General features: G+C 55.0%; 15 protein-coding genes. 7 read left to right on the plus strand and 8 right to left on the minus strand.

Annotation, left to right across the window (positions count from 1 at the left end):
- Nucleotides 1-6: 6 nt before the first annotated feature.
- Both ppx and Dpoa2040_RS15270 read left to right on the plus strand, forming a co-directional pair.
- Complete coding sequence (gene ppx / locus Dpoa2040_RS15265) at nucleotides 7-1,503, plus strand: exopolyphosphatase (protein WP_042873327.1); 1,497 nt, start codon at nucleotides 7-9, stop codon at nucleotides 1,501-1,503.
- A 180-nt stretch (nucleotides 1,504-1,683) separates the two neighbouring features.
- Entirely contained in the window at nucleotides 1,684-3,498 is a 1,815-nt protein-coding gene (locus tag Dpoa2040_RS15270) for a glycosyl hydrolase family 28 protein (protein WP_168641802.1), read from the plus strand.
- Between the two features lie 50 nt (nucleotides 3,499-3,548).
- Here the strand turns inward: Dpoa2040_RS15270 and rep are convergent, their stop codons facing one another.
- Entirely contained in the window at nucleotides 3,549-5,573 is a 2,025-nt protein-coding gene (rep, locus tag Dpoa2040_RS15275; RefSeq protein ID WP_168641803.1) for a DNA helicase Rep, read from the minus strand.
- Between the two features lie 184 nt (nucleotides 5,574-5,757).
- Here rep and ppiC point away from each other — a divergent pair, with 184 nt between their 5' ends.
- Nucleotides 5,758-6,039, plus strand: coding sequence for a peptidylprolyl isomerase PpiC (gene ppiC, locus Dpoa2040_RS15280; RefSeq protein ID WP_012767933.1), 282 nt, complete (start codon nucleotides 5,758-5,760; stop codon nucleotides 6,037-6,039).
- A 362-nt stretch (nucleotides 6,040-6,401) separates the two neighbouring features.
- Here the strand turns inward: ppiC and putA are convergent, their stop codons facing one another.
- Nucleotides 6,402-10,382 (minus strand): trifunctional transcriptional regulator/proline dehydrogenase/L-glutamate gamma-semialdehyde dehydrogenase, encoded by a 3,981-nt coding sequence (gene putA, locus Dpoa2040_RS15285; RefSeq protein WP_168641804.1) that lies wholly within the window; start codon nucleotides 10,380-10,382, stop codon nucleotides 6,402-6,404.
- A gap of 295 nt (nucleotides 10,383-10,677) precedes the next feature.
- Here putA and putP point away from each other — a divergent pair, with 295 nt between their 5' ends.
- Complete coding sequence (gene putP, locus Dpoa2040_RS15290) at nucleotides 10,678-12,177, plus strand: sodium/proline symporter PutP (protein ID WP_168641805.1); 1,500 nt, start codon at nucleotides 10,678-10,680, stop codon at nucleotides 12,175-12,177.
- A gap of 70 nt (nucleotides 12,178-12,247) precedes the next feature.
- Here the strand turns inward: putP and Dpoa2040_RS15295 are convergent, their stop codons facing one another.
- Complete coding sequence (locus Dpoa2040_RS15295) at nucleotides 12,248-12,649, minus strand: hypothetical protein (RefSeq protein WP_168641806.1); 402 nt, start codon at nucleotides 12,647-12,649, stop codon at nucleotides 12,248-12,250.
- Nucleotides 12,650-12,738: 89 nt separating this feature from the next.
- On the minus strand, nucleotides 12,739-14,217 hold the full coding sequence (gene ilvC / locus Dpoa2040_RS15300; protein ID WP_168641807.1) for a ketol-acid reductoisomerase: 1,479 nt from the start codon (nucleotides 14,215-14,217) through the stop codon (nucleotides 12,739-12,741).
- Between the two features lie 173 nt (nucleotides 14,218-14,390).
- On the opposite strand from ilvC, the gene ilvY reads away from it, so the two are divergent.
- The 3 genes from ilvY (at nucleotide 14,391) to Dpoa2040_RS15315 (ending at nucleotide 17,086) form a co-directional block, all read left to right on the plus strand.
- Nucleotides 14,391-15,278: an HTH-type transcriptional activator IlvY gene (ilvY, locus tag Dpoa2040_RS15305; RefSeq protein ID WP_168641808.1), complete on the plus strand. Its 888-nt coding sequence runs from the start codon at nucleotides 14,391-14,393 to the stop codon at nucleotides 15,276-15,278.
- Complete coding sequence (locus tag Dpoa2040_RS15310; protein WP_168641809.1) at nucleotides 15,278-16,042, plus strand: lysozyme inhibitor LprI family protein; 765 nt, start codon at nucleotides 15,278-15,280, stop codon at nucleotides 16,040-16,042. The genes ilvY and Dpoa2040_RS15310 overlap by 1 nt, the downstream gene beginning before the upstream one ends.
- Nucleotides 16,043-16,135: 93 nt before the next feature.
- On the plus strand, nucleotides 16,136-17,086 hold the full coding sequence (locus tag Dpoa2040_RS15315; protein WP_168641810.1) for a hypothetical protein: 951 nt from the start codon (nucleotides 16,136-16,138) through the stop codon (nucleotides 17,084-17,086).
- Nucleotides 17,087-17,139: 53 nt separating this feature from the next.
- Here the strand turns inward: Dpoa2040_RS15315 and ilvA are convergent, their stop codons facing one another.
- The 4 genes from ilvA to ilvM form a co-directional block, all read right to left on the minus strand.
- Entirely contained in the window at nucleotides 17,140-18,684 is a 1,545-nt protein-coding gene (ilvA, locus tag Dpoa2040_RS15320; RefSeq protein ID WP_168641811.1) for a threonine ammonia-lyase, biosynthetic, read from the minus strand.
- Nucleotides 18,685-18,689: 5 nt separating this feature from the next.
- On the minus strand, nucleotides 18,690-20,540 hold the full coding sequence (gene ilvD / locus Dpoa2040_RS15325) for a dihydroxy-acid dehydratase (RefSeq protein ID WP_168641812.1): 1,851 nt from the start codon (nucleotides 20,538-20,540) through the stop codon (nucleotides 18,690-18,692).
- 72 nt (nucleotides 20,541-20,612) lie between these two features.
- Nucleotides 20,613-21,539: a branched-chain-amino-acid transaminase gene (ilvE, locus tag Dpoa2040_RS15330; protein WP_168641813.1), complete on the minus strand. Its 927-nt coding sequence runs from the start codon at nucleotides 21,537-21,539 to the stop codon at nucleotides 20,613-20,615.
- Between the two features lie 25 nt (nucleotides 21,540-21,564).
- Complete coding sequence (ilvM, locus tag Dpoa2040_RS15335; protein WP_168641814.1) at nucleotides 21,565-21,822, minus strand: acetolactate synthase 2 small subunit; 258 nt, start codon at nucleotides 21,820-21,822, stop codon at nucleotides 21,565-21,567.
- Nucleotides 21,823-21,827: the final 5 nt, after the last annotated feature.

Consider the following 21,827-nt stretch of genomic DNA (forward strand, 5'->3'; position numbering starts at 1 on the left):
TTGCCAATGCTGAGCGCTTCTTCTTTTTATGCCGCTATCGATTTAGGGTCCAATAGCTTTCATATGCTGGTGGCGCGTGAGGTAGCGGGCAGTGTACAAACGCTGGCTCGCATCAAGCGCAAAGTCCGTCTGGCAGCCGGGCTGGATGCTAATAACCGCCTCTCACCAGAGGCAATGCAGCGCGGCTGGCACTGTCTGGCACTATTTTCCGAACGGTTGCAGGATATTCCGGCGCAACAGGTTCGCGTGGTAGCGACGGCAACGCTGAGGCTGGCCACTAACGCTGACGAATTCCTTGAACGAGCCCAACAGATTCTGGGTCTGCCGATTCAGGTTATCAGCGGTGAAGAAGAAGCACGACTCATCTATCAGGGTGTCGCTCATACCACCGGCGGGCCGGAACAACGACTGGTAGTGGATATCGGCGGTGGCAGCACCGAGCTGGCAACCGGCATCGGTGCCCGTCATACTCAGTTATTCAGCCTGCCAATGGGCTGCGTCACCTGGCTGGAACGCTATTTCGCTGATCGTGACCTGACTCAGGCCCATTTTGATCAGGCTGAACAGGCCGCCCGCGAGATGATACGCCCGGTGAAAGACATTCTGCGCCAGCAAGGGTGGCAGATTTGCGTCGGCGCGTCCGGCACAGTACAGGCGCTACAGGAAATCATGGTGGCGCAGGGAATGGACGAATACATCACCCTTAGCAAACTGCGCCAACTCAAGCAACGCGCCATCCAGTGCAGCAAACTGGAAGAGCTTGAAATTGAAGGGCTGACGCTGGAACGGGCACTGGTGTTTCCCAGTGGCTTGTCTATCCTGCTGGCCATCTTTCAGGAACTGGAAATCGACTCCATGACGCTGGCAGGCGGCGCGTTGCGCGAAGGGCTGGTCTACGGCATGTTGCATTTGCCGATTGAGCAAGACATTCGCCACCGCACGCTGCAAAACCTGCAACGCCGCTATCTGCTGGATAGCGAACAAGCACAGCGAGTCAGGTTGCTGGCGGACAATTTCCTGCAACAGGTCGCGCGTGATTGGCAACTGGATGGCCGATGTCGGGAATTACTGGGCAGCGTCTGTCTGATTCACGAAATCGGCCTGAGCGTCGATTTTCGTCAGGCACCATTACATGCAGCGTATCTGGTTCGCAACAGCGACCTGCCCGGCTTTACTCCCGCCCAGAAAAAATTACTGGCGACACTGCTGCAAAACCAGAGCAACACCATCGATCCTATCCCGCTGACACAACAAAACGCGCTACAGGTTAATCTGGCGCAGCGGCTTTGCCGTCTGCTGCGTCTGGCAATCATCTTTGCCAGCCGCCGCCGCGACGACACCCTGCCAGCAGTCAGGTTGCGGGTAGAGGGTGAAAGCTTGCGCGTCATTCTACCTACCGGCTGGCTTGACCAACATCCCTTAAGAGCTGAAACCCTGTCGCAAGAGAGCCTGTGGCAAAGTTATGTGCACTGGCCACTAATCATTGAAGAACACACCATCTGACAGCAAAAAGGGGTAACAATTAGTTACCCCTTTCTGTTATTTCCTCGACTAATTTTGTGAGCACGTTGAAAAAAAGAAATATGAGATGTGTTTTTATAAAAAACCTTTTCTTTTTTTTAAAGTCGCGTTGCACCTGATTCAAGTACAGATCTCTGATTTCAACAGAATTAAGGAATTCGGATGAAAATCATCACATTTTCCCGACGCCATGTTCTGGCATCAATAACGTCGATATTCCTGCTCAGCATCCCAGCGCTGACAGAGGCCAGCACTGTTCAGGCACCACAAAAACTACAGATTCCAACATTGTCTTATGATGACCACAGCGTGGTGCTGGCGTGGGACGCACCGGAAGATACGACCAACATCACCGACTACCAGATTTACCAGAACGGCCAGCTCATCGGGCTAGCCAGTCAAAACAACGACAAAAACTCGCCAGCTAAGCCATACATCAATGCGTTTTACAAAAATGATACAGCCAATTTTCACCACCGGATTGTAATGCAAAACGCCAAAATCGACGGCTTGAAAGCCAACACCAACTACCAGTTCACTGTTCGGGCAGTGTATGCCGACGGCACGACCTCTGCTGACAGTAACCCGGTCACTGTCACTACCACAGCTATACCGAAAGTGATCACCATTACTCAGTACGGCGCGAAAGGCGACGGCACCACGCTCAATACCAGCGCAATTCAGAAAGCGATTGACGCCTGCTCAACCGGTTGCCGCATCGACGTCCCGGCAGGGGTTTTCAAAACCGGTGCATTGTGGCTGAAAAGCGACATGACGCTGAATCTGTTGCAGGGTGCGACGCTGTTAGGGTCGGATAATTCGGCCGATTATCCCGACACCTACAAGATTTACAGTTACTCATCCCAGATGCGCCCGGCTTCGCTGATTAATGCCATCGATAAAACCAGCTCTGCTGTCGGGATACTCCAGAACATCCGCATCACCGGCAAAGGGATTATCGACGGCAACGGCTGGCAGCGTAGCGCTGACGCTAAAGACGAACTGGGCAAAAACCTGCCGCAGTACGTAAAAAGTGATAACAGCAAGGTTAGCAAAGACGGCATTCTGGCGAAAAACCAGGTAGCAGCGGCTATCGCTACCGGCATGGACGCCAAAACTGCCTACAGCCAGCACCGTTCAAGCCTGATTACCCTACGCGGCGTTAAAAACGCCTACATCGCTGATGTCACCATTCGTAACCCGGCCAACCATGGCGTGATGTTCCTGGAAAGCCAAAATGTGGTGGAAAACGGCGTTATTCATCAGACTTTCAATGCCAACAATGGCGACGGCGTCGAATTTGGCAATAGCCAAAACATTATGGTATTCAACAGCGTGTTTGATACCGGTGACGACAGCATCAATTTCGCCGCCGGTATGGGCCAGTCTGCGCAATACCAGAAGCCGACACAACACGCCTGGCTATTCAACAACTATTTCCGTCATGGGCACGGCGCAGTGGTGTTAGGCAGCCACACCGGTGCAGGCATTATCGATGTCCTGGCGGAAAACAACGTAATTAACCAGAACGACATTGGCTTGCGAGCCAAGAGCGCTCCCGCCATCGGTGGTGGCGCGCATGGCATCGTATTCCGCAATAGCGCCATGAAAAACCTTGCCAGGCAGGCCATTATCGTGACATTAAGTTACGCCGACAACAACGGTACCATCGACTACACTCCCGCCACTGTGCCTGCACGTTTCTATGACTTCACCGTCAAGAACGTTACTGTGCAGGATGGTATCGGCTCAAGCCCGGCCATTGAGATAAGTGGTGACGACGGCAAAAACATCTGGCAAAGCCAGTTCACCTTCAGCAACATCAAGTTCAGCAGTGTGATGCCCACCGCGATAAGCGACCTGACCGACAGTCAGTTCAATAACCTGACGTTCAGCAATCTGTGCAGTGGCACATCGCCGTGGAAATTCGGTAAGGTGAAAAACGTTAGCGTGGACGGCAAAATCGTCACTCCCTGACAGAAGGGTCATCCGCACGCCGGGCTAACCGCCCGGCGTATTTTCTGCCGTCAGTTTTTATCTCTGGCCTTCGCCAGTTGAGCGCGTAAATTGGCCAAATGGTTCTGCCCCTTCTGCATCCGCTCCTGTGGACTGGTGACTTTGCGTTCTGTTTCCCAAATCACATCATCCTGCGGCAGTTCCAGCAGAAAACGGCTCGGCTCCGGGCGTATCAACTCGCCATATTGACGCCGCTCGCGGCACAGGGTGAACGTCAGTTCTTTCTGTGCACGGGTAATGCCCACATAAGCCAGACGCCGTTCCTCATCGACATTCTCCTCATCGATACTGGTCTGATGCGGCAACAACCCTTCTTCCATCCCCACCAGATACACGTACGGGAACTCCAACCCTTTGGAGGCGTGTAGCGTCATCAATTGCACCTGATCCAGTTCTTCTTCGGCTTCGTTGCGCTCCATCATATCGCGCAGGGTAAACCGGGTTACCACCTGAGTCAGCGTCATCGGTTCGTCAAGGTCACTGCCTTCAAGCATTTCCGTCATCCAGGTAAACAGCGTATTGACGTTTTTCATGCGCATTTCCGCCGCCTTCGGGCTGGGCGAGGTTTCGTACAACCAGCTTTCATAATCCAGGCCGTGAAGCAAATCACGCACTGCCTTCACCGGCTCCTGCTCCGCCAGCTGGGCCATGCCGCCCATCCACTGCGTGAAACGTTGCAACGACTCCAGCCCACGCCCGCTCAGGGTCTGGCTTAGCCCCATGTCAAAGCTGGCATTAAACAGGCTGCGATTACGCTGTCTGGCCCACTCGCCGAGTTTTTGCAGTGTCGCAGGACCAATTTCGCGTTTTGGCGTATTGACGATGCGCAGAAACGCACTGTCGTCTTCCGGATTGGTCAGCACACGCAAGTAAGCCAGCAGGTCTTTGATTTCCGGGCGAGAGAAAAACGACGTACCGCCGGAAATGCGATAAGGGATGCGGTTTTGCATCAGCACCTTTTCAAACAACCGGGACTGGTGGTTGCCGCGATAAAGAATGGCGTAGTCGCCATACTGGGTTTTGCGGATAAAGTGGTGGGCAATCAACTCGCCCACTACCCGCTCAGCCTCATGGTCTTCGTTATTGGCGGTGATGATTTTTAGCTCTTCACCATAACCCAGCTCGGAATACAGGCGCTTTTCGAACACGTGCGGGTTGTTGGCGATGAGAATATTAGCGGCTTTGAGAATACGTCCGGATGAGCGGTAATTCTGTTCCAGCTTAATCACCTGCAACTGCGGAAAATCCTGCTGCAACAGTGACAAATTCTGTGGGCGAGCACCGCGCCAGGAGTAAATCGACTGGTCGTCATCGCCGACTACGGTAAAACGCGCCCGGCTGCCCACCAGCAGCTTCACCAGTTCGTACTGGCTGGTGTTGGTGTCCTGATATTCGTCCACCAGCAAATAACGCAGGCGGTTCTGCCAGCGCTCGCGTACCTCTTCATTGCGTTTGAGCAGCAATGTCGGCAGCAGGATCAGGTCATCAAAATCCAGCACATTGCAGGCGCGCAGATGCTCGTCATACAACCGGTAGCAATGAGCGAACAACCGGTCCCGCTCCGAGCGTGCCAACGCCGTCGCCTGTGCCGGATCAATCAGGTCGTTTTTCCAGTTGGACAACGTTGACACGAGCTGTTGCAGCAAATCCTTGTCATTTTGCAGCCACAGCTCGGTCAGTTCTTTTAGTAGCGCCAACTGATCCTGATCGTCAAACAGCGAAAAGTTGGACTTCATGCCCAGCGCGGCGTATTCACGCTTGATGATCTCCAGCCCCAGCGTATGGAAAGTCGCAATCAGCAAGCCACGGGTTTCCTGGCGACCCAGCGTCTGCGCCACACGCTCTTTCATCTCCCGCGCGGCCTTGTTGGTAAAGGTCACCGCAGCGATATGGCGTGCCTGATAACCGCAACTACGGATCAAATGGGCGATCTTCTGAGTAATTACGCGGGTTTTACCCGACCCAGCCCCGGCCAGTACCAGACAGGGACCGGTCACAAACTCAACAGCGTGTTGCTGGCTGGGATTCATGCGCATGGTGTTTCGTGCTCGACAGTCAAACGGAAGGGGATTGTAACAGAACAGGATTGTAGCAAAAGTCCGGGCCGGCGCGAGGATCTGTTACCCGCTTCGGAACGCGCTCCGCATTTCCTTTCGTCACAAGGGGGTGCTAGGCTGTGCCTGGCAACATCGGCTTTCCCTTTGCTCAAGGAGCTTAACTATGGCAAATACCGCGGCAGCATTACACATTCTGGTGGATACCGAACAACAGGCCACCGACATTCTGGCTCAACTGGAGAAGGGAGCGGATTTCCAGCAGTTAGCAAAAAAACACTCGACCTGCCCGTCAAAACGTAATGGCGGCGATTTGGGAGAATTCCGTAAAGGCGACATGGTGCCGGATTTTGACAAAGCGGTGTTTTCCTGCGAACTGCTCAAACCCTTCGGCCCGGTCAAAACCCAGTTCGGCTATCACATCATCAAGGTGCTGTACCGTAATTAACGAGCGTAGAGGCGGCGAATGCCGTTTTTAGGCTGTTAACACCCCCTCTTACATTACAGGTGGGTGCTTTCTGGCATTAAAACTGTGCTGAGGTGGGCGACTTCGCCGGATGAGCCGCATGGACGCGGCGAAAGCCTGTGCCGTGCTGGGAGCACGTCACAGGCGGTCCGAACAGCGAAGGCGAACGCCGAAGGGACCGCGGTAGCGGCGCAGTTTAGCCATTAGCCAGAGGTCAAGGAGAGGCGGCGTTGAGCCTCTCCTTGTCGTGCGTGCGATGATGCTGCAAAAGAATAACCGATGTTATCAAGCACGAAACCTTCCACAGTTCCGACATAAATCACCGATAACAACCTCTGATTTCATTATCCAATCGTCATCAGGCTGGCATTGCCGCCCGCGGCAGCGGTGTTAATACTGAGCGAGCGCTCGATCAACAACCGCTCCAGCACAATGTCGGTTTCCCCGCGGGACAATCCTTGCACGCCGACAATGGCGCCGTCACGCTGTGCTAACTGTTCGCACAGGCGGCGCAACTGATCGGCATCGCCGTGGAAAATCACCGCGTCAAACCGGCTGCCGTCCGTCACTCCGTCACGACAAAACGCCAGCCGCGCCTGCACCGGCTCAGGCAATTGCCGATACAGCGCCTGCCGCGCCGGCGTATCAAGCCACAACGCCCGACTGCCCACCGCCAGCACCGCCGCCAGTTGCACCAGCGCGTCATCGTCGTTATCTGCTACGCACAGCACCTGCTCACGCGGCAGCAGCGTATAGGTATCACGTTCGCCAGTGGGACCCGGCAATACCCGAACGGTACCACTCTGCGTCAGCCCGGCATAACGCTGGCAGCATGAAACCAGTGCGTTACGCTGCGTCTGTCGCGCCCATACTTCCAACGCGCGTAATCCCTCCAGCAGCATCTGATGTGCGGTGAAATCTGCCGGGCGCTCGTTGTCCTGACGGGCCAGCGTCTGTATCGCCGCATCATCCGGGCGGTGCGACAGCAAACGGTGAAGATAGAGCGGCCCACCCGCTTTAGGTCCGGTACCAGACAGCCCCTCGCCGCCAAACGGCTGCACGCCGACCACCGCCCCGACCATATTACGGTTTACATACAGGTTGCCCACTTTCGCCAGACCGGTCACTCGTGTGATGGTTTCATCAATACGGGTATGCAAGCCCAGCGTGAGTCCGTAACCCGCCGCATTAATCTGCTGGATCACTCTATCCAACTGGCTACGGGAATAGCGCACCACATGCAGTACCGGGCCAAATACCTCCTGTTGCAGCTCCTCCACACTCTCCAGTTCGATAAGCGTCGGCGGAATAAAATGTCCACGAGTCCATTCCGCTTCGTCCCGGTTGTTCGGCCAGGCAGCCTGAAACACTGGCCGCCCTTTCGCCCTCAGCGTTTGAATATGGCGCGTAATCCGCTGCTTTGCGTCGGCATCGATCAACGGCCCGATATCGGTGGAAAGCCGCTCTGGATTGCCCATGCGACACTCCGCCATCGCACCACGCAGCATCGTCAGCGTTTTTTCCGCCACTTCCTCCTGCACGCACAACAGCCGCAGGGCAGAGCAACGCTGACCGGCGCTGTCGAATGCCGAGACCAACACATCCGTCACTACCTGCTCAGTCAGCGCCGAAGAATCGATAATCATCGCGTTGATGCCGCCGGTTTCAGCGATGAGCGGCGTGGTGTGCCCTTGCGGATCGAGCCGTCCGGCCAGTACTTGCTGCAACTGTGTAGCAACAGCGATAGAGCCGGTAAACATCACCCCTCGAACCCGCTCGTCGCGTACCAGCGCCGCGCCTACGGTTTCACCGGCTCCCGGCAGCAATTGCAATGCACCCGCAGGCACGCCAGCCTCATGCAGTATCTGTACCGCTTGCGCGGCAATCAGCGGAGTCTGTTCCGCCGGTTTGGCCAGCACGCTGTTGCCCGCCGCCAACGCCGCTGCTATCTGACCGGTGAAAATCGCCAGGGGGAAATTCCACGGACTGATGCATACCACCGGTCCCAGCGGACGGTAGTCATGATTGTTGAACGTTTCGCTCACCTGAGCGGCGTAATAGCGCAGGAAATCCACCGCCTCACGGACTTCTGCAACCGCATTCGCCAGCGTTTTACCCGCTTCGCGCACCAGCAACCCCAGCAACTGCTGTTGCTGGTTTTCCAGCAGATCGGCGGCACGCGACAGAATCGCCGCCCGTTCAGCCGCTGGCGTGGCAAACCAGATATCGCCTGCGCTGGCTGCCTGTTCCAGCGCCAGCGCAATGTCCTGCGGTTGCGCATCGCGCACATACCCCACCACATCACGCGGCTCAGCCGGATTGATCACGGCCCGACTGTCGCCGCCGACATCACCTTCGACAGCGAGCACCGGCTGCGCCTGCCATGATCGGGCAGCGCTGGTCAGCAACGCACTGGAGAGCGACGCCAGCCGGTGCTCGCTGGATAAATCCAATCCGCTGGCATTACGCCGCGCTTTGCCATACAACGCACGCGGCAACGGAATGCGTGGATGCGGCAACCCGACCTGCCCATCCCGCGACGCCAGCAACTCCGCTTCACTGACCGGGTCAGCCACCAGCGTTTCCAGCGCCACCGCCGGGTCCGCAATTCGATTGACAAACGAGGTGTTGGCGCCATTTTCCAGTAAGCGACGCACCAGATAGGCCAGCAGCGTTTCATGGGTACCGACCGGCGCGTAAATCCGGCACGGGCGGTTGAGTTTGCCGTCCGCCACCGCGCCCACCACCTGCTCATACAGCGGTTCCCCCATGCCATGCAGACACTGGAATTCATACTGCCCTGGGTAGTAGTTGTTGCCCGCCAGATGATAGATGGCGCTGAGCGTATGGGCATTATGAGTGGCGAACTGTGGATAAATCAGGTTCGGCACCGCCAGCAGACGCCGGGCGCAGGCCAGATAAGAGACATCGGTATACAGCTTGCGGGTATAGACCGGGTAGCCCTCCAGCCCATCCAGTTGGGCGCGCTTGATTTCACTGTCCCAGTAAGCGCCTTTCACCAGCCGAATCATCAATCGCCGCTGACTGCGACGCGCCAGATCGATAATCGCATCAATCACGAACGGGCAACGTTTCTGGTAAGCCTGAATCACAAAACCGATACCGTTCCACCCCGCCAGTCGGGGTTCAAAACACAAGCGCTCCAGCAAATCGAGCGACAGCTCCAGCCGGTCCGCCTCTTCGGCATCAATGTTAATACCGATGTCGTATTGCTGCGCCAGCAGCGTTAGCGATAACAGGCGTGGATAAAGTTCTTCCATCACCCTTTCGTACTGTGCCCGGCTGTAACGCGGATGCAGCGCCGACAGTTTGATGGAAATACCCGGACCTTCGTAAATGCCGCGCCCGCAGGCGGCCTTACCGATGGCGTGAATCGCCTGTTGGTAGGACGCTAAATACGCCTCGGCGTCATCGGCGGTCAGCGCCGCTTCACCCAGCATATCGTAGGAATAACGGAACCCTCGCGCTTCCAGCTTACGGGCATTCGCCAGTGCCTCGGCGATGGTTTCGCCGGTCACGAACTGTTCGCCCATCAGCCGCATCGCCATATCCACGCCTTTGCGCACCAGCGGCTCGCCACTTTTGCCAATGATGCGATTAAGCGCGCCGGAAAGATGGGATTCATTGTGGGTGGAAACCAGTTTGCCGGTCACCAGCAGCCCCCAGGCAGCAGCGTTGACGAACAACGATGTACTGCGACCCACGTGCGATTGCCAGTTGCCGGTGCTGATTTTGTCACGAATCAGCGCATCCCGCGTCGGCTTATCCGGAATGCGCAGCAGTGCCTCCGCCAGACACATCAATGCCACCCCTTCCTGCGATGACAGCGAAAACTCCTGCAACAAGCTCTGCACCATGCCGGCTCGACCGCCGCTGTTTTTTTGCCCACGCAGCGCCGCCGCCAGACGGGCCGCCAGCGTGCTGGCGGCCCGTGACATCGCCTCCGGCATACGCGCTTGCTCCAGCAGCATCGGCACCATCTCCGTTTCTGGCCGACGGTACGCGGCGGTAATCGCTGAACGCAGTACCGACTGCGGCAACACCTGTTCAGCGAAGTCCAAAAACGGCTGGTGGGTTTCTTCTTGTGGCGATTGCGGCATAATCTCTGCCGCCTCAATCGGGTCCTGCCCGACCAGCAGTTGAGGAATTTCAGGCGTATCGGCACCACGTTCAAGGCGTTCAAGATAGCTGAAAATGGCCTGTTTAATCAGCCAGTGCGGCGTACGATCAATTCGCTGTGCCGCAGCTTTGAGGCGCTCGCGCGTGGCCTCATCAAGCTTGACGCCCATGGTGGTGGTGCCCATATCCGCTCCTGTTATAAGAAAGTTATGTTGGAAAGCACAATCACTATCGGGCATGTTGCAACTTTGTGCAACCTTGTTAACAAACAACGCTTTTCACCATATTTGCCGCCCATTTCTCTGATAGGACAGCCGGCTGTTTCGGCAAATCAGGCCAGATTGGTACTGATGTTGACTCGACCATCAGTTGAAAGGTGCAACCCGTAGCAACTAAATCGCGAATCCGTTCCGGCAAGCCGGACAGTGCCCGGCCCGCCGGAGCGCAGGACTGACGGATAGCATCACAATGGAGACAACAATGACGACCATGAGCACACCCTTGCTGGTCACCTTTCTGGTGTACATATTCGGGATGGTGTTGATCGGCCTGATGGCCTATCGCGCCACCAATAACTTTGGCGACTATATTCTGGGTGGCCGCCGCATGGGGAGCGTGGTCACCGCGTTGTCCGCCGGGGCATCCGACATGAGCGGCTGGCTGCTGATGGGGCTGCCGGGGGCGGTCTTTTTGTCTGGCATATCCGAAAGCTGGATAGCGATTGGCCTGACCATCGGTGCATATCTGAACTGGACCTGGGTGGCCGGACGCCTGCGGGTACACACCGAAGTTAACCATAATGCTCTGACGCTGCCGGATTATTTCAGCCATCGCTTTGAAGATAAAAGCAAACTGCTGCGGGTGATTTCCGCGCTGGTGATTTTGGTGTTCTTCACTATTTATTGCGCTTCCGGCATTGTAGCGGGTGCGCGTCTGTTCGAAAGCACGTTTGGCATGAGCTACGATACCGCGCTGTGGGCCGGTGCCGCCGCCACTATTGCCTATACCTTTATCGGCGGCTATCTGGCCGTCAGTTGGACTGACACCGTACAGGCCAGCCTGATGATTTTCGCGCTGCTCCTGACGCCGGTGATCGTTATCCTGTCTGTCGGTGGTATTACACCATCACTGGCGGTGATCGAAGGTAAAAGCCCGGCGAATCTGGACATGTTCAAAGGGCTGAACGCTATCGCCATTCTGTCGCTGCTGGGTTGGGGACTGGGCTACTTCGGCCAGCCGCATATTCTGGCGCGCTTCATGGCCGCTGACTCACATCACACCATTCGCCACGCACGCCGCATCAGCATGACCTGGATGGTGCTTTGTCTGGCGGGGGCTATCACCGTCGGGTTCTTCGGTATTGCCTACTTCACGGGCAATCCTGATCAGGCAGGCAACGTTACTCAGAACGGTGAACGCGTCTTCATCGAACTGGCGCGTCTGCTGTTTAACCCGTGGATTGCCGGCGTGCTACTGTCCGCGATTCTGGCCGCAGTAATGAGTACGCTCAGTTGCCAGTTACTGGTGTGCTCCAGCGCCATTACTGAAGATTTGTACAAACCGTTTCTGCGCAAAAATGCCAGCCAGAAAGAGCTGGTGTGGGTTGGTCGCGCCATGGTGCTGCTGGTATCGGTGATAGCGATTGCGCTGGCAGTCAACCCCGAAAACCGCGTCCTGGGGCTGGTCAGTTACGCCTGGGCCGGCTTCGGCGCGGCGTTCGGTCCGGTTATTCTGATTTCATTGCTGTGGTCACGCATGACTCGCAATGGCGCGCTGGCGGGTATGCTGGTCGGTGCCGCGACCGTGATCGTCTGGAAGCAGTACGGCTGGCTGAATCTGTATGAAATCATCCCCGGTTTCCTGCTGTCCTGCGTTGCAATTGCGGTGGTAAGCCTGCTGGGGCGTGCCCCCTCTACTGTCGTCACCGAGCGCTTCCATCAGGCTGAGCGGGAGTTTAAATCTGCACCGGCAGACGCCTGATTCACTGCCAGCAATATGTACCAGCAGTACGGCCCGAACCATCGGGCCGTACTAGAACCATCGAACCATGCTATGGGTGAGTCACGGTAATGCGGGTTTTCAATGTTTCATAATCGCCGTGAAGACGAATACGGTTATCCAGTCGATACACATCGCCGGCTACGTTTATCACCAGTACGCCATCCTGCATACGGACTTCCGCATCACGGCTGTTAGTTTTAAGCACCTCTTTCGCTTCCCCACCATTCACGCTGACAGTATACCGATAGACAAACCCTACCCTTGAATCGCCACTTTCAAGCTGAAACAAATTCACCGTAACGTTATCTTCAAGCTGGTATTGCCGTACCAGCGTGTAATCATCATCCGACCAATAGAGAAAGGCCCAAAGCAGCACGAAAGCCCCGGCAACCGTGACCGTTAACCACGACAGTGAGAAGGGAAACGCCTTAACCACCTTGATTTCCTGCATAGCTGACCCATTCCCTATATAGCTGATAAATAGAAAAAAAACGGGGCGCAATCCGCGCCCCGTTCTGATATGCGAGAGTCCTGATGACCTTAGCCAGCTACAGCAATACGTTTCATGTCGGTCATGTAGCCACGCAGTTTCTTACCAACGATTTCAATCGGGTGGTTGCGGATAGCTTCGTTCACGTCACGCAGTTGTGCGTTATCCACGCTGGTCGCCGCGACCGGTTTGCCCAGATCGCCCGGCTGCAGGCTGTCCATGAACGCGCCTTTCAACAGCGGAACCGCAGCATTGGCAAACAGATAGTTACCATACTCCGCGGTGTCAGAGATTACCACGTTCATTTCATACAGACGTTTACGAGCAATGGTGTTGGCAATCAGCGGCAGCTCGTGCAGCGACTCATAGTAGGCAGACTCTTCGATGATGCCAGAGCTGACCATGGTTTCAAACGCCAGTTCTACACCCGCTTTGACCATTGCTATCATCAGCACGCCGTTGTCGAAATATTCCTGCTCGGCAATTTTCCCTTCAAACTGCGGTGCGTTTTCAAACGCGGTTTTGCCGGTTTCTTCACGCCAGGTCAGCAGTTTCACGTCGTCGTTAGCCCAGTCAGCCATCATGCCGCTGGAGAACGCGCCAGAGATAATATCGTCCATGTGTTTCTGGAACAGCGGCGCCATAATGCCTTTCAGCTGTTCAGACAACGCGAAAGCACGCAGTTTAGCCGGGTTGGACAGACGATCCATCATCAGGGTGATACCGCCTTGTTTCAGCGCCTCGGTGATGGTTTCCCAGCCGAACTGAATTAGTTTTTCTGCGTAAGCCGGGTCAACGCCATCAGCAACCAGCTTGTCGAAGCTCAGCAGAGAACCTGCCTGCAACATACCGCACAAAATGGTCTGCTCGCCCATCAGGTCGGATTTTACTTCCGCGACGAAAGACGACTCCAGCACGCCTGCACGATGACCGCCGGTTGCGGCCGCCCAAGCCTTGGCAATCGCCATGCCTTCGCCTTTCGGGTCGTTTTCCGGGTGAACGGCGATAAGCGTCGGTACACCGAAGCCACGTTTGTATTCTTCACGCACTTCGGTACCAGGGCACTTCGGCGCCACCATGACGACAGTGAGATCTTTACGAACCTGCTCGCCCACTTCAACGATGTTGAAGCCGTGGGAATAGCCCAGCGCGGCACCTTGTTTCATCAGCGGCTGTACCGCCTGCACCACAGAAGAGTGCTGTTTGTCCGGCGTCAGGTTAACCACCAGGTCCGCCTGCGGAATCAGCTCTTCATAGGTGCCCACTTTAAAACCGTTTTCAGTCGCTTTGCGCCATGAGGCACGTTTTTCCGCGATGGCTTCGGCACGCAGTGCGTAGGCGATGTCCAGACCGGAATCGCGCATGTTCAGCCCCTGATTCAGACCCTGTGCGCCACATCCCACGATGACCACTTTCTTGCCTTTCAGGTAGCTGGCTTCATCGGCGAATTCATCGCGGTTCATAAAACGGCACTTGCCCAGTTGTGCCAGCTGCTGACGCAGGTTCAGTGTATTGAAGTAATTGGCCATTGAGGCGTGCTCCATCTGATAGGGTGTTTGGATTAGGTTCGGGACGACAGCGCTAAAGCACTAACCGCCACTCAGAATGTCATTATGATATGACAGGAAATGCATTGCTTAAATTGATATATTAACAACGTCATATTGCAAGAATTGCAACACTAAAACGAGATACTGCGCGCATGGACTTACAGGATCTGAAACTGTTTTTGCATCTGGTGGAAAGCCGCCACTTTGGCCGCACCGCTAAAGCGATGCACATCAGCCCCTCCACCCTGTCACGCCAGATTCAGCGTCTGGAAGAGGACATCGGCCAGGCGTTGTTTCTGCGCGACAACCGTACCGTGCGCCTGACCGATGCCGGCGAACACCTGAAAACCTTCGCTCAGCAAACCCTGCTACAGTATCAGCAACTGCGCCTGATTTTACAACAGCAGGGCCAGTCGCTCAGCGGCGAACTACGGCTATTTTGCTCAGTCACCGCCGCTTACAGCCACCTACCGCCGATACTGGACCGTTTCCGAGCGCGCCACCCGCTGGTAGAAATCAAACTGACCACGGGAGATGCCGCCGACGCGCTGGATAAAGTACAGTCCAACGAAGCCGATCTCGGTATCGCCGGCCATCCGGAAACCTTGCCGACCGGCGTGGATTTTATGCCCATCGGCAAGGTTCCGCTGGTGTTGATCATTCCGGCATTGCCTTGTCCGGTGCAAACCCAGGCACTGCGACCCGATCCGGATTGGTCGCAAATTCCATTCATTTTGCCGGAACATGGCCCAGTGCGGAAAAGAATTGACGTCTGGTTCCGACGTCAGCACATTACCAATCCGCCCATTTATGCGACCGTCTCCGGCCATGAAGCGATGGTTTCAATGGTGGCGCTGGGCTGCGGTATCGCCTTAATCCCTGATGTAGTACTTGAAAACAGTCCGGAACCAGTGCGTAATCGGGTGTCAATATTAGAAGCTCAGGCCATGGAACCGTTCGAACTGGGCGTTTGCGTGCAAAAAAAACGCCTGAGCGCTCCGTTAATAGCGGCATTTTGGGAAACTTTACAGGAAAAATGATGAAACGATCGCTCGCTACGCTGCTGCTGCCATTGGCTGTAGGTTGCAGTGCGCTCCCGGCGCTGGCAGCCAGCTTTCCCTGCCAGCAGGCCAGCTCGACGCAGGAGAAGCAGATTTGTCAGACACCGGCGCTCAGCCAACTGGATGACGAGCTGGCGAAAGAGTGGCAGAAGTCGCGCACGTTTCTCACCGGTAATCCCGAACGCGTCGCACAAGACAAGATCCTGACACAGTTCCAGCGTAGCTGGCTCGCCAGCCGCAACACCTGTCGGGATGAAGAGTGCCTGCGCCAGAGCTACCAGCAGCAACTCAGCCGTCTGCGCTACCTGAACGACGTCACCCAACACACCATGCCTGACCCGATCGCCCGTCCACGCCGTAGCAATTGCTTTGACGGCGACTACAGCTACGAATACTACCTGCAGCTATCTGATCAGGAGTACGGCGAACTCAGCGATTACTTCAAAGAAATGTATGACCAGAAAGCGCCATACCATCTGGTCAACCTGACGCTGGATGCCGAAGACGGTGAGATTACCGGTAACGGCTCGGTGGCATTCCGCTATGCCAACAAGCTGGATGACATCACGCTCAGCGCCCGCCAGATGACCGATACCCAGGCCATTGGCCAGACGGAAAGCAGCTTCGGCGGACAGAAAAAACTGCTGTTGACCTGCGTGGATAACCGGCAGTTGCAAATCACCGTGTTTGACGCCGCCGGTGAAAGCTATTTGTTTGATTATTTGATGGTGAAGGGGAAATAGTTCGTACCAATCTATCTATGAGCTAAAGGAATAGCTCATACCAGAAAAATATCAACTCACATTGACCTATCTGAAAACATCAGGATATTGTGTATGCCCTTTAATATATTAGGAAGAAATGTATCAAAAAATTTAGAACCCTCCGGCTCAGAGAAAAAAAATAGCGACATCGACCCATTCGTAAATGAGTATTTTAATTCAAACAAACCATACTTCAATGCATTATTAGGCAGTAGAGTTACACATAAGAAAACCCTATCAAACACTGACATTATTGTACTGAGAGAGGCTTACGATAAGGCTCATACAATAAGAAATATAGAAATAGATTTATACTGGAAAAGAGCAACATATTGTTGGACTCTGATTGCTGCGTTACTCACTATATGCGGATTGCTTTTGTCTGTCTACTTTAAGCCGGAGGTAGATAATAGAGATGAGAAAATACTTTTTGTTATTGGTGCTTTTGCAATATTAGGTGTGTTTGTAACTATAATATGCCAATCTATAGTTAGGAGTGGTGAATACTGGAAAAAAAACTGGGAAACGCATATATCAATGCTGGAGCCGTTATTTTCAGGAAGAATTTATTCCACACATTTAATATCAGACAAATACAGACTATCTATTGCAAAATTGAATCTTATACTCCTCTCAATGATTTATTTATGTTGGTTGACTGTAGTATTTATACTTTTATTAATAATATTCAATAATGATCAGAAGTTATATCTTTTATCAGCAATATCTTTTTTCATTCCATTCATGACAATACTACTATTAATTACAATAACCACTGCATCAAAGAATAAAGATGTCAATGTTTTTATTTCTTGCAATCATGTTCACATTAATAAAAAACCGAGCACACGACACCAAGCATGGGAAATAACCAAACGTACTTTAAAGACAGTATTGATAGCATCAATATTACTAACATCACTGTACACTGGCGCTTGGCTCTTTTTTAAATATGGAATGAACATTAACATTCCAAGTTTAGGTAAATTTATCAACGAAATATTTGATCAATTCACAAAATAAAATGCGCCCGGCGGCGTAACACCGTCGGGCGCATGGCATCAGGCTAACCGGTGTTAACCTTGCAGGAAGAAACGAAACGCCGGGTTCTGCGTTTCATCGTGGCACTCATATCCCAACGCCTGCAGATGTTGTTCGAACGCCGGGTCGTGCTCCGTGCGTTCGAACGCCGCCAGCACCCGGCCAAAGTCAGTGCCGTGGCTGCGATAATGGAACAGCGAGATATTCCAGTACGTACCCAGCGTATTGAGGAACTTCAGCAACGCGCCCGGCGATTCCGGGAACTCGAAGCTGTACAACCGCTCCTTCAAGGGTTTGGATGGTCTGCCACCGACCATATAACGCACATGCAGTTTCGCCATCTCATCGTCGGACAGATCCACCACCTGATACCCGCCCGCCTGCAATTCAGCCAGGATCTCATGACGTTCAACGTTGCCGCGCGTCAGCCGCACGCCGACAAAAATACAGGCATTGTCGGCATTGGCATAACGGTAGTTGAACTCAGTGACGGAACGCCCACCGAGCAACTGGCAGAACTTCAGGAAGCTGCCCTTCTGTTCAGGAATGGTTACCGCCATCAACGCTTCACGTTGCTCACCCAGTTCACAGCGCTCGGAGACATAACGCAACCCATGGAAATTGACGTTGGCGCCGGACAAAATATGCGCCAGCCGTTCTCCCTGGATATTGTGCTGCTGGACGTATTTTTTCATCCCGGCCAGCGCCAGCGCCCCGGACGGCTCGGCAATCGCCCGGACATCCTCGAACAGGTCTTTGACCGCTGCGCAGATAGCGTCGCTATCGACGGTAATCACATCGTCCAGATACTCCCGACACAGGCGGAGGGTTTCGTTACCGATGCGTTTTACCGCCACCCCTTCAGCAAACAGACCGACGCGCGGCAAATCCACCGGCTGCCCGGCATCCAACGCCGCTCGCAGGCAAGCGGAATCTTCCGCTTCAACGCCGATCACCTGGATCTGCGGCATCAGTTGTTTTATCAACACCGCCACGCCCGCCGCCAGGCCGCCGCCGCCCACCGGCACAAATACACGGTCCAGATGCGCATCCTGTTGCAGCAGTTCCATTGCCAGCGTGCCCTGACCGGCAATCACTGCCGGGTGGTCGAACGGCGGCACAAAGGTCATCTGCTGCTGTTGCGACAGTTCAATGGCTTTGGCTTTGGCCTCATCAAAGTTAGCCCCGTGCAGCAGCACCTCTCCGCCAAGACCGCGCACGGCATCCACTTTGATGTCCGCCGTGGCGACCGGCATCACGATCAACGCCCGTATACCGAGGCGACTGGCGGACAACGCCACACCTTGCGCGTGGTTACCAGCTGAAGCCGTTACCACACCGTGCAATTTCTGCTCGTCACTGAGGCTCGCCATCATGGCGTAAGCGCCACGCAGCTTGAAGCTATGCACCGGTTGGCGATCTTCACGCTTCACCAGAATAACGTTGCCAAGCCGCGAGGAGAGTTTATCCATCCGCTCAAGCGGCGTAACTTGCGCCACTTCGTACACCGGCGCACGCAATATCGCGCGCAGATACTCTGCTCCGCCGGGTTCGGCAGGAAGAGGGAGTGATACTGCCATGGCGTTTAGCCCCCCAGCTTGCTCTTGTCCCGCACCGCGCCTTTATCCGCACTGGTCGCCAGGCTGGCGTAAGCGCGCAGCGCAAAGGAAACCTGCCGGTCACGGTTTTTCGGCGTCCAGGCGGCATCGCCACGCGCCAGTTCCTGCTCACGACGGCCCGCAAGCTCGCTGTCACTTACTTCCAGCGCGATGCTGCGTTTGGGAATGTCGATGGCAATCATGTCGCCATCCTGCACCAGACCGATGGTGCCGCCGTTGGCTGCTTCCGGCGACGCATGGCCGATGGACAACCCGGAAGTACCACCGGAGAAGCGGCCATCGGTAATCAGCGCACAGGCTTTTCCCAACCCCATCGATTTCAGGAAGCTGGTCGGATAGAGCATTTCCTGCATACCAGGGCCGCCTTTCGGACCTTCGTAGCGAATCACCACCACGTCGCCAGCCTGCACCCCGCCGCCCAGAATCGCTTCTACCGCATCATCCTGGCTTTCATACACCCTGGCTGGACCACGGAACACCAGGCTGCCTTCGTCTACGCCAGCGGTTTTCACGATACAGCCGTCTTCGGCCAGATTGCCGTACAGCACCGCCAGACCGCCGTCCTGACTGTAAGCGTGTTCACGGGAGCGGATACAGCCAGCCTGACGGTCAGTGTCCAGCGAATCCCACCGGCAATCCTGTGAGAACGCCTGCGTGGTGCGAATACCTGCCGGGCCAGCAGCAAACATCTTTTTCACCGCCTCATCCTGTGTCAGCATCACGTCATAGGCCGACAACGTTTCCGGCAGCGTCAAGCCCAGCACGTTTTTCACGTTCTGATTCAGCAGACCGGCGCGATCCAACTCACCGAGAATACCAATCACGCCGCCAGCACGGTGCACATCTTCCATATGGTATTTTTGGGTGCTTGGCGCCACTTTACACAGGTGTGGCACCTGACGTGACAGACGGTCAATATCCGCCATGGTGAAATCCACTTCACCCTCCTGCGCCGCCGCCAGCAGGTGCAGCACCGTATTGGTAGAACCGCCCATCGCAATATCCAGCGTCATGGCGTTTTCAAACGCCGCTTTGGAGGCAATGTTGCGTGGCAGCACGCTGGCGTCGTCTTGCTCGTAATACTGTTTCGCCAGACCGACGATGCGCTTACCGGCATTGATAAACAACTCTTTGCGATCAGCATGGGTCGCCAGCAGCGAGCCGTTACCCGGCTGCGACAGCCCCAATGCCTCAGTCAGGCAGTTCATGGAGTTGGCAGTGAACATACCGGAGCAGGAACCACAGGTCGGGCAGGCGGAGCGCTCAATCTGGGCGCTATCCTCATCGCTGACCTTCGGATTCGCACCCTGAATCATGGCATCGATCAGATCCAGCTTGATGATTTGGTCAGACAGCTTGGTTTTCCCGGCTTCCATCGGTCCACCGGAAACAAAAATTGCCGGAATGTTAAGACGCAGTGCCGCCATCAGCATTCCTGGGGTGATTTTGTCACAGTTGGAGATACACACCATCGCATCCGCACAATGCGCGTTGACCATGTATTCCACTGAGTCGGCGATCAGCTCGCGGGAAGGCAGCGAGTACAACATACCGCCATGCCCCATGGCGATGCCGTCATCCACCGCGATAGTATTGAATTCTTTAGCAACGCCGCCGGCTGCTTCAATCTGCTCGGCGACCAGTTTGCCGAGATCGCGCAGGTGCACGTGTCCCGGTACGAATTGCGTGAACGAGTTCACTACCGCGATGATAGGCTTGCCGAAATCGGCGTCGGTCATCCCTGTGGCGCGCCACAGGGCTCGCGCTCCAGCCATGTTACGACCATGCGTGGTAGTGGCTGAACGGTACTTAGGCATACTCTGATTACTCCAGTTTAAACAGGTAGCCGGCGGCGTATCGCTACCGGAAAAAAGTTTGTCTTTGCTTGATTACGGGTTTACCGGGTCCAGCCAACCCCACTTGTCTTGCGTCTCACCGGTGAACAGGCCAAAGAACGCCTGCTGTAACTGTTTGGTGACCGGACCACACTTGCCGATGCCGACCTGAATGCCATCCACGCTGCGAACTGGCGTGATTTCCGCTGCCGTACCGGACATAAACACTTCATCCGCCAGATACAGCGATTCACGCGACAATACCTGCTCGCGGACTTCAAACCCTTTGTCCTTCGCCAGCTTGATAATGGCGTCACGGGTAATGCCCGGCAGCGCAGCGGAAGTAAATGGCGGAGTGAAAATCACGCCATCTTTTACTTCAAACAGGTTTTCACCCGCACCTTCAGAGACATAACCATTCACATCCAGCGCGATCCCTTCCTGATAGCCATGACGACGCGCTTCGCTGCCCACCAACAAGGAGGAGAGATAATTACCGCCCGCTTTGGCCGCAGTCGGAATAGTATTGGCCGCCGCGCGATTCCAGGACGACACCATAGCGTCAATTCCCTGATCCAACGCTTCTTCGCCCAGATATGCCCCCCACGGGAACGCCGCGATAATCACATCAGTCTTGTAGCCAGCCGGTGGGTTAACCCCCATGCCCACATCGCCAACAAATACCAGCGGACGGATATAGGCGCTGGTTAGTTTGTTGCGACGCAGCGTTTCACGGCACGCTTCCATTAACTCATCCACAGAATAGGACAGCGGCATCCGATAAATCTTGGCCGAATCATGCAGGCGCTGCATATGTTCACGATGGCGGAACACTACCGGCCCTTTGTGGGAGTTATAGCAACGCACCCCTTCAAACACTGACGTACCGTAGTGTAGCGCATGGGACATAACATGAACTTTGGCGTCCGCCCAGGGAACCATTTCGCCGTTAAACCAGATATAGTCTGCTTTTTTTGTCATTATTAACTTTCCTTAATCGATACCTTCAGGCACGTATTTGTTGTGATGTCAGCGGCTGGATCTCCACACAGGCAATGTCCAGCAGTTTGCTTAATTGGGTTGACAATAAATCTACGGATCGGTGGCTGGCAACGGTCATATCAATCTGTACCTGATCACCGTTTAATTCCTGCGTCACATTCATGGCACAAACCTGAAAACCGCGGTGACGGGTGACGCGCAATACGCGCTCCAGAACTTCCGGTCGATAGCGTGCCTGAATGGAAAGCTGATGATGCGTCATGGGAA

The organism is Dickeya sp. CFBP 2040, from assembly GCF_012273755.1.
Taxonomy (GTDB): domain Bacteria; phylum Pseudomonadota; class Gammaproteobacteria; order Enterobacterales; family Enterobacteriaceae; genus Dickeya; species Dickeya poaceiphila.